Source organism: Falsiphaeobacter marinintestinus (assembly GCF_007923355.1).
Lineage (GTDB): Bacteria > Pseudomonadota > Alphaproteobacteria > Rhodobacterales > Rhodobacteraceae > Phaeobacter_A > Phaeobacter_A marinintestinus.
In genome coordinates, this window is record NZ_VOGO01000009.1 from 186,559 (window position 1) to 196,195 (window position 9,637).

Sequence of the window (9,637 nt, forward strand, 5' to 3'; positions counted from 1 at the left end):
GTGCCCCGAATGCTGACAAAAACGAAACTCTGGGTTTTGAACACAGGGCAAGGTGAGGACTGATTTTCCATCAGAATTTGGCTGCAAACAGGAGGGATCTATGGGAGTTTTTGACGTTCCAAGAGTGCATGTATCGGGTCGATTTTATGCAGACCCATCAAGCGTAAACAACGACCCCGACCATTATCTGCCATCCGTCACAAACCCTGCGCCTTGGCAAATGCCCAAGGGGCGGCACTATTTCCGGTTTGAATCTTGCAGCGTGATGTCCGCCCTTGGACCGAACGGCACAGATATCAACGATCCCGTAATGATCGGCGTGCCTATGCGCACCACGGATGAACCTGTTCCCGCCAAAATCGTTGACCTTGATGTCTATCAGCAATGCGTGACGCAGTTGTTTGGGGTTGAATTGCTAATTGGCGATCCCGAAGGCGCACATATCAAAGGTCGGATGGACACGCCTGTTCTGAACGGCAATTCGTTCAATTTCGTCCAACCGACCCGCGGATGGAAAATGCAGTATGGCTGGGGCAGCTATGGCGGGGACAGCAACGCGATCGGGCTGTTTCAAAGCGTGGTCCGGGTTGCGGAAGAAGACTGGACGTTCCCGCACGATGGGCCTTGGGGGGCCCTGTATAACGCCAGCAAGGTCGAGGTTGTCGATGGCGTTCTCTACCGTCTGTTGTCGTTCAAGTTTCTTCTGGATGGCTATTGGAACGTGATCGGGACCTCGGATTATCAGTATGGGCGCATGACGGGCACGCTGGGCGCCTACAAAGACGGAGAAGCCACAGAAACCACCGGCCGCCGCTGGTTGCAGGCGCGTCCGCTGCCGAAAGATGCAGACTGGTTTGTGCCCTTCTTTTACAAAGCCCCGTTCGATCTGGACATGACGCGCAGCGTGCTGACGATTGATTGGTCGGGATCCGTTTCCAGACTTAGTGTCGGCGGTGATCCGGTCCCGCTCGGCACGGTCACCGCCCGCGTGGTTTCAGACAAAGGGTCGATTGACCTTGGAACCGTGCGGATCGACAGCAGTGTTTACATGTTGAAGGGTGGCATGTCCGAAATACAGCTGACGCCGGAAACGGCAAAGGTGCTGGAAACCGCACCGTTGGAATTGTGGACATCGCGCGAAGACATTGGTGACAAGAAGATTTTCTTCGAAAATGCCGATGGATTTGCCTATGCCACGCAGAACCGGTCCATTCGGATGTCCTCAGATGTCGGGGATTCACAAAGCACATCAAGCGCGACAGTTCACATCACGCGCTGGGGCAAACCGATCGCAGGAGAAACACCTGGATTCGAGATTGTTCCGGTAAGCGGCACGACGCCGGGCATTACCGTTCCTCCGGGATACGAAGGCGATACTCCAGAAGCGTATGGTGCATTGGTTGCCAGTGTCTCGCCGAGTGACGAAAACGGGTTTGCCACTATCCAGTTCAAGGCGGCCAAAAACCCCGGCAGCAGGTCTGGCGATCTCGATGGTCAACTCTATTTCTGCTACGCTCACTTTGGCGATGACAAACCTTGGGAAACCGCGGTTCAGGAATCGCAGGTGTCTGTTTTGTTGTGGTCAAGTTACGATGAAATCAAGGATGCCAAGTGGTCTGATGTCCAACCCCTGATGGAGCCATACCAAAAGCTCTATCCGGCAATGACTGACAAATTGCATCTGGCTGACAAGTCGGCATTCGATTTTTATTCCAACAATCCTTCAGCGGCTTTCTTTGTCGGGCCAAATGGAAAGTTCGACATTCCGGGCCACCCGGACATTCAGGATGGAACGATCCCTTACTACATTTCACTGCCGCTGGACCATCCGCAGTTCATGCCCGTGACCCGCGATCTTTCTCCGAACAAGATCAGGACGATACTCAACTACATCTCCATTGAACAAAAAGCGGTCAAAGCGAAATCCGATGCTGAAGAGGAGAAAGCAAATGCCAAAAAAGATGATTAAGATTTGCACGGAAATCAGCCTCGCAGTCAGTCGCCGCAGTTTCCTTGGCATCAGTGCTGGCCTTGTTCTGTATCCGACACTGGCTTTGCTTGGTGGGCAAGCGGGTGCAGAAGAACGCGTCGGCAATTTCGGTCCGCAGCAAGATGCGGCTTTGCCGTTCACAATCACCTTCAAGGAAATCACACAATTGAACGGCACCCCACCTGCACTGCATTCGCATCAGGTCGCATCAACCGACAGCGATGACTGGTTGCTGATCGGGGGACGGGGCGGTCCAGCGGAGTTGATCATGGGGCAGAAGACCCCGCAGATTTCGCAGACTGGCCTGCATGGGTTCAATCCGCCTGCCGCAAAAGTCGATAATTTCCCGCGCAAAAGCTATAACACCAATCTGTGGGTGTATAATCCAACCACCGGAGCAGTAGTCGCTTTTGACACCGAACAGTTGCCGGTGGATCTGGCGCGCCCCTTGCAGGCAACGTCGCAGCAATCCTGGTTTGATCGCGACACCGACACTCTGACGCTGATTGGTGGCTATGGATGGAACGCCGATCTAACCGACATGGTGACTTTTGACACGATGATTCAGGTCGACGTGTCCGATCTGGTTGCCGCGATCAAGGCAGGGGGGGCCGCAGATCAGGTTGCCGGGTTGTTCCAGATGACCTCGGATCCGCTGCTGCAGGTCACTGGCGGCGATCTGATCAAATCCGGCAACGACTTTTTCCTGGTCATGGGGCAAAAATTCATGGGCCAGTATTTCGCCTTTGGCGTCGGCGTGCCCGGCGGGGCGACACAGGAATACACCGAAGAAGTGCGTCAGATCACGATGGTCCCGGGCGCATTCAAAATCCTGAACATTGCGCAGCTATCGCAACCTGACCGGGCTGAACTGCATCGCCGGGACCTGAATGTTGAAATAACGATCGATGCGACGACAGGTCAGCCGTTGATTGGCATCTATGGGGGGGTGTTCAAGGGCGGTGGTCCTTTGGGGTTCGAAAAACCGATCCTGTTCGAGCCGTCCAATGGTTCGTTCAGTGTGCAGGACACCGGGGTCCAATTGTTCAATGGATACGCAACGTCTGTGGTCCCCATCTGGTCGGACACTGACCAGATCATGTCACAGGTCTTTTTTGGGGGCATTGGCCATGGCGTTTATAACCTGCATGACGAACCCTCTGGACTGGACAATGACGGGATGCCGTTTGGGTCTGACATCTCTGTGCTGACCCATTCCAAAGATGGCAGTTGGGCCGAGTATGTGTTGATGGATCCGACACCTGGAAACCAGCTGGTTGGCGCCAACAGCAGCTTTGTTCCAAAGCCCTCATTGCGCACCAGTGGCACATTCCAACACGAAAACGTGCTGATGCTGGATGCTCTACCTGCCGACGGTCCGGTGCTGATCGGATGGATTTATGGCGGGATCTGGGCTGAGATGCCCCAACCTCCCAAGCATGTAGCCCAAGGTGACGAGGTGCCGACACACGCCACCAACCAGATTTTCGAGGTTTATGTCTCGCGCACGCCGGGATCAGCCATTCCGGTGCTGCCATGAGCGATACAGCCAACGCGAAGGGCATCAAGATTGCGACGATCCTGCATGGAACCGACGTTTTCGCCGCCAGTTTGGACTATTCGCGCGAATTGCTGACCACCGAAGACGCGTTTCTGCAGAACCAATGTCAGTTTGATCGTCAGGCGCGCATGCGACTGCCCGATGACGTGCAGCGTGTAACGGTCGACGACTATCTGACGTTCGTGCGTACCCAGACTCGTGGGTGGACCCCGCAAGAGGTGCAAGGGCTGGCCAACATATTCAGCTCCATCCGGCGCAAATTCATGTTTGTTGATCTGGAGTTGCCCAAACAGATCTATCTGGTCAAAACCAGCGGGCAAGAGGAAGGGTTTTCCGCCTATACCCGACATGACAACACAATTGTGATGTCCGAAACCAAAGTTGCGCTGATGGGTGCTGGCGCTGGCGGCGATGCCTTGCATCCGCAAGGAAATGCGGCGGCGTTGGAAGATATTTATGTTCATGAGTTCTTCCATCTGTTCAGCAAGAACAACCCGGACATGCGTCATAAACTGTATGCCGAGGTCGGCTATTCCCAATCCGCGTCGCCGGTGGAGTTGCCGAAAACGGCGATGTGGAAGGACGGCCCAATGTCCCAGATGAAAATCACCAACCCGGACACACCCAGCCTGAATGTGGCAATTGATCTGGTCTTGCCGGATGATCCATCTGGCGAACCAGTCCCCATGATGCCCGTTTTGCTGGTGACGGGGCCGTATGAAAGCGGGATCTTTTTCCAATATCTGGATTGGGTGTTCATGCGGGTTGATACATCCGGTGATCACTGGACACTTCCGGTAGATTCCAGCGGGATGCCGCAGGTGGTCGCGGCCAGCAGTCCGGGGATCATGCGGCAGTACATGGCGAAGGTCGGGTACAATATCAGCGAAGAAATCTTTCATCCCGACGAAATCCTGGCGCAGAATTTTGTACTGGTGATCAACGAACCCAGTCTGGGCATATTGCGTGGCATTTCCGATGCGATCAGCGCGGCGCCGGCATAGATGCCGGTGCGCGTGCCGCTGTCGATTGGCCCTGATTTAATGAGGCATCTATGATTGAGTGGCTAATCCGGAGCTTTCCCGGTGACCAAACCTATGGCTTGGCGCGTGTTCGTTGGGTCGAGGCGGAACGTAAGCGGGCGGTCGTTGCAAAGGCTGTGGTATTGGTTGGGCTGTTTAGCCTGATTGACGGGTCAAACGCCGCGTCGGCAAACCCGATTACTCCGGGCGAATTGCGCGCCCATGTGGACGTGCTGACCGCTAAGCCGATGGCAGGCCGGTTGACCGGGACCGAAGGCGCTCAGATGGCCGCCGCCTATATTGCCGATCAGTTTGTGCAAGCTGGGCTGGATGCACCGCAGGGAACGTATTTGCATCCGTTTGATTTCGCAGCTGGCGTGTCGCTGGGGGCGGACAATGTTTTGACAGTGCGCGGCGCAGACGTCGCGCCGGTTTTGGGTCAGCAGTGGACGCCTCTGGCGTTTTCTAAGTCTGGGTCTGTACCTGCTGCGCCGGTCGTGTTTGCCGGTTACGGGATGGTGGCCGCCGGGGGCGCACAATACGATTCCTTTCAGGATACCGATCTGAGCGGAAAATGGGTGCTGGTATGGCGCGGAGTTCCGGTCGATGCGCCGGTTGAAACCCGTGTTGAACTGGCTCGTTTCGCTGATTTGCGCTATAAAGCGTCTCTGGTCAAAGCACGTGGGGCAATCGGGCTGATCGTGGCACCAGCCCCCGGTGTGACCTATGCGTCCGACTTGCCGTCGATCCGGTTCGATGCCTCGTTGGGCCGTGCCGAAATGCCCGTTATCGCCGTCAACCAACATCTGTCAGATCAAATGCTGGCGACGATCGGGGCAGAGCGCGCTGCCCTTCAGACCCGGACGGCAGCAGGTGAAACCTCGGCGCCGATTCCGCTGGACGGTGTCGAGATTGCTGCGCGGATATCGCTGTCCCTGGATCGCCGAAAGGGATTCAACGTGTTGGGATTGCTTGATCTTGGCGCGCCATCCGACAGCGTTCCGCTGATAATCGGCGCGCATTTCGATCATCTGGGCCATGGTGAAACCAGTGGGTCGCTCGCACAGGGTGATGAAGACGGATTGATCCACCCGGGGGCGGACGATAACGCCTCCGGCATCGCGGCACTATTGGAAATCGCAGACAGTCTGGCCGCCAGCGACCTGACCGCCCCGCGCAACATCCTTTTTGCTGCTTGGTCGGGCGAAGAACTGGGGTTGCTGGGATCCTACGATTTTGTGCAGCGCAACACTGCATCAGCCTATCTGAACATGGATATGGTCGGACGTCTGCGGCAGCAGGTGCATGTTGCAGGCTTTGCGTCCTCTCCCGATTGGGACGGGATCGTATCCAGAGCCTTGGCTGGATCTGAAACAGGGCGCGACACGGGATCTTCAATTGGCGCCGCATCCGCGCCTGAACTGAACGTCGATCGTATCGACACGCCATTTGTGCCAACCGATGCCACATCGTTCTACAGCGCTGGCGTGCCTGTGCTGTCCTTCACGACCGGCGCCCATATCGAGTACCACTCACCACGCGACACGGCGGACAGTCTGAACTATCCGGGTCTGGCGGCAGTTGCCGGACTGGTCAGGGATATTGCTGTTGCAACCGTGATGACGCCCCAGAAGCTGGCCTATGTGCCCGACGTTGCCGCACCGCCACGGCCCGGGCGCAGGCGGGCCGGCGTCACCTTGGGCACAATCCCGCAATACGCGGGCGAAGATCAGCGCGGCGTTGCAATTGCCGATACGGTTGCAGATGGCCCAGCTCAGCGTGCAGGCATGATGGGTGGTGATGTGATTGTCGGTCTGGCCGACGCGGATGTGGCTGACATCTATGATTTCATGCGCATTCTGAATGGTCTGAAACCGGATGAAGCTGTCAGTCTGATTGTGGATCGTGAGGGCCGCGAAGTCGCACTGGAAATTATCCCGACTGCCCGAAGCGATCAATGAAACGGCTTCTGAACTGCGGCTGATCTGCCCGGGACCGCAATTGCGCGAGGCAGATTTTGTTGTCGGCAATCCGCCCTTCATCAGGGCCACGTGCCTTTGCGGCTCAGCGGGAACCGCTTAATTTTCCGCTTTCCTGAACATAGGGGCGGACCACTTCTTTGGGGCGCTCAAGCACTCTGCGCCGAATAAGGATTAGCCATCCTATCCTTGCAGAGACCGGTTCGCATCCGTCTGAAAGGACCCCTTCCGGTTAGCAGGCTGAAAAGTTCTGAGGCCCTGACCCTTGTACGGTCAAATAACCTCAGAACTCTCCGCCTTAGCCCTTCACATGCAGACGTTTTACGCGAAGTCGAAATGTCCGGCTGTCAACTCGGATGCGTCGATACCGTCCAGTGTCAGCGAATCCATTCCGTTGAAGACCAGTTCGGCGTTCATGTCTGCATCATTGACGATGGTGAGTCCCGCGAAGTCGACGATCCCGAAGTTCTCGAGTGCGATCATGTCGTTCACCAGATCGAAGTCCGCGATCATGTCTTCGCCACCGCCCAGGCCAAATACGAAGACATCATTGCCTTCGCCGCCGATCATCAGGTTGTCGCCACCGTCACCTTCGATCAGATCATCGCCCGTTGTGTGAAGACTGACGTTGGTCACGCCCCAGACAAAGGATACCTTGGTCGCCTGCTTGAAGGTCAGCGTGTTTTCACCGTCCACGATGTCTGCGGCAGCAATTACATGGCTGTATTCGGTGAACCCGTTGTTCGCTCCGGCTTCCACAGGTGCAACCAGCGCACCGTTGAGGTAAACCTCGACTTCGCCGTTCTGGTCAAAGTCATACCCTTCGAATTCCAGAACGGTATCCGCGCCGGTGCCCTGGAAGGTATAGCTGATCAACCCATCATCGTCGCTCAGGCCGTTGAACCGGTTGCCGTATACGCCGGTGTCGACCACGCCAAGTGCCAGATCCGCAACCGGAGTGTCGACTTCGACCACATCGGGTTCGGGTGTGTCGAACATGACGTTGGTCACGCCCCAGGCGAAGTTGACGTTGTCGGCCTGCTTGAAGGTGACCGTGTTCTGACCGTCCAGCACATCTGCGGCTGCGAACTCATAGGTGAAGCTGCTCAAACGGTTGTTGGCGCCTGCGCCCACAGGCCCGACCAGCGTGCCGTTCAGGTACAGTTCAACTTCGCCGGCTTGGTCAAAGTCGAAGCCGTCGAACGTCAGTTCGACATCTCCGCCGATCCCGTCGAAGGTATAGCTGATCAGCCCGTCATCGTCGCTTTGGCCGTCGTACCGGTTGCCGTAAGTGCCGGCATCGGCGACGCCCTGCGTCAGGTTGGCGACCGGGGTGTCTACCGGTTCTTCTACAACTTCGGGGGTGTCGAACATGACATTGGTCACGCCCCAGGCAAAGTTGACGTTGTCGGCCTGCTTGAAGGTGATCGTGTTCTGACCGTCCAACAGGTCTTCGGCGGCGAATTCTTGGCTGAAGCTGCTCAACCGGTTGTTTCTTCCTGCGTCCACGGCGCCGACCAGCGTGCCGTTCAGGTACAGTTCAACTTCGCCGGCTTGGTCAAAGTCATAGCCATCGAATGTCAGTTCGATATCTTCGCCAATGCTGTCGAAGGTAAAGCTGATCAGACCATCATCGTCGCTTTGGCCGTCGTAGCGGTTGCCGTAAATGCCGGCATCGGCGACGCCCTGCGTCAGGTTGGCGACCGGGGTGTCTACCGGGACTTCTACAACTTCGGGTGTGTCGAACATGACGTTGGTCACGCCCCAGGCAAAGTTGACGTTGTCGGCCTGCTTGAAGGTGATCGTGTTCTGACCGTCCAGCAGGTCTTCGGCGGCGAATTCTTGACTGAAGCTGCTCAACCGGTTGTTTCTTCCTGCGTCCACGGCGCCAACCAGCGTGCCGTTCAGGTACAGTTCAACTTCGCCGGCTTGGTCAAAGTCGTAGCCGTCGAATGTCAGTTCGATATCTTCGCCAATGCTGTCGAAGGTAAAGCTGATCAGACCATCATCGTCGCTTTGACCGTCGTACCGGTTGCCGTAAATGCCGGCATCGGCGACGCCTTGCGTCAGGTTGGCGACCGGGGTGTCAACAACGACAACATCAGGTTCGGGCCGGTCGAACATGACATTGGTCACGCCCCATGCAAAGTTGACGTTTTCGGTCTGCTGGAAGGTGATCGTGTTCTGGCCATCCAGCAGATCTCCGGCGGCGAACTCATAGCTGTAGCCGCTCAAACGGTTGTTGGCGCCTGCATCCACGGCGCCGACGAGCGTTCCGTTCAGGTAAAGTTCGACTTCGCCGTCATTGTCGAAATCATACCCGTCGAAGCTCAGAACGATGTCTTCACCGATTGAGTCGAAGGTGTAGCTGATCACGCCGTCGAGATCCCGCTCGCCATCGTAACGGTTGCCGTAGGTACCGGTATCGGCCACGCCAAGTGCCAGGTTGGCAACCGGGGTGTCCGTGACGTCCACAGCGTCGGTCGAGTCCAGCTTGATGTTGGTCACGCCCCAGGCGAACCCTGTATCGTAGGTCTGCATGAAGGAGATCGTGTTTTCACCTTCCAGCATGTCAGCCGCTGCGATGAGGAAGCTTTGGGCTTCCAAACCATTGTTCGGACCCGCCGACAGAAAGCCGATCGAGACGTCGTTGAGAAGGACCTCTACTTCGTCATCCCAGTCGACGTCGTATCCGAAGAGCGACAAGTTAAGGTCGGTCTCGGTCGAGTCGAAAGCAAAGCTGACGATTCCGTCCGTGTTGTTTGTTCCGTTGAATTTGTTGCCGTAGTCATTCGTGTCGACAATGCCGGGTGTTAGCGGTGTGGGGGTGATCATGAAAAAAAATCCTTTTCGTGCCGTATTTTTCTTAGATGCCCGCAGTTCAAGGTAAAAATGCGACCAAAGATTGACAAATTCACGTGCGCTTTCACTTTGAGAAAGCAAAAGAGAGGGTCGGCCCGAAAAAGATGTATTGAGGCTAGGCTCAGGACCCATTGATTTCCGACTGTCAGCGTGATTCACGGTTCGAAAAACGAGCGGTGAACATGTCTGATCTTTTTTGGTTGAGCGACGCGCAGATGGCGCG

At 56.3% G+C, this 9,637-nt stretch carries 5 protein-coding genes; 4 read left to right on the top strand and 1 reads right to left on the bottom strand.

Features of this window, described 5'->3' with window-relative positions; translation table 11 throughout:
* The first annotated feature begins 100 nt into the window (after window positions 1–100).
* The 4 genes from FOY56_RS18245 to FOY56_RS18260 are packed head-to-tail and all read left to right on the top strand — an operon-like array spanning window position 101 to window position 6,534.
* Window positions 101–1,969, top strand: a complete 1,869-nt coding sequence (locus FOY56_RS18245) for a hypothetical protein (protein ID WP_146347397.1) — start codon at window positions 101–103, stop codon at window positions 1,967–1,969.
* Window positions 1,950–3,530 (top strand): hypothetical protein, encoded by a 1,581-nt coding sequence (locus tag FOY56_RS18250; protein WP_146347398.1) that lies wholly within the window; start codon window positions 1,950–1,952, stop codon window positions 3,528–3,530. The genes FOY56_RS18245 and FOY56_RS18250 overlap by 20 nt, the downstream gene beginning before the upstream one ends.
* Window positions 3,527–4,555, top strand: a complete 1,029-nt coding sequence (locus tag FOY56_RS18255; RefSeq protein WP_146347400.1) for a hypothetical protein — start codon at window positions 3,527–3,529, stop codon at window positions 4,553–4,555. The genes FOY56_RS18250 and FOY56_RS18255 overlap by 4 nt, the downstream gene beginning before the upstream one ends.
* Before the next feature lie 50 nt (window positions 4,556–4,605).
* Window positions 4,606–6,534: a M20/M25/M40 family metallo-hydrolase gene (locus tag FOY56_RS18260; protein WP_146347402.1), complete on the top strand. Its 1,929-nt coding sequence runs from the start codon at window positions 4,606–4,608 to the stop codon at window positions 6,532–6,534.
* Between the two features lie 339 nt (window positions 6,535–6,873).
* Here the strand turns inward: FOY56_RS18260 and FOY56_RS18265 are convergent, their stop codons facing one another.
* A complete protein-coding gene (locus FOY56_RS18265; protein ID WP_146347404.1) occupies window positions 6,874–9,387 on the bottom strand; it encodes a hypothetical protein in 2,514 nt (837 codons plus the stop codon).
* Window positions 9,388–9,637 lie beyond the last annotated feature (250 nt).

What these genes read in the sequence shown, in the direction of transcription:
- FOY56_RS18250 (WP_146347398.1), top strand. Translation starts at nt 1,950, where the DNA reads ATGCCAAAAAAGATGATTAAGATTTGCACGGAAATCAGCCTCGCAGTC.
- FOY56_RS18245 (WP_146347397.1), top strand. Translation starts at nt 101, where the DNA reads ATGGGAGTTTTTGACGTTCCAAGAGTGCATGTATCGGGTCGATTTTAT.
- FOY56_RS18260 (WP_146347402.1), top strand. Translation starts at nt 4,606, where the DNA reads ATGATTGAGTGGCTAATCCGGAGCTTTCCCGGTGACCAAACCTATGGC.
- FOY56_RS18255 (WP_146347400.1), top strand. Translation starts at nt 3,527, where the DNA reads ATGAGCGATACAGCCAACGCGAAGGGCATCAAGATTGCGACGATCCTG.
- FOY56_RS18265 (WP_146347404.1), bottom strand. Translation starts at nt 9,387, where the DNA reads ATGATCACCCCCACACCGCTAACACCCGGCATTGTCGACACGAATGAC.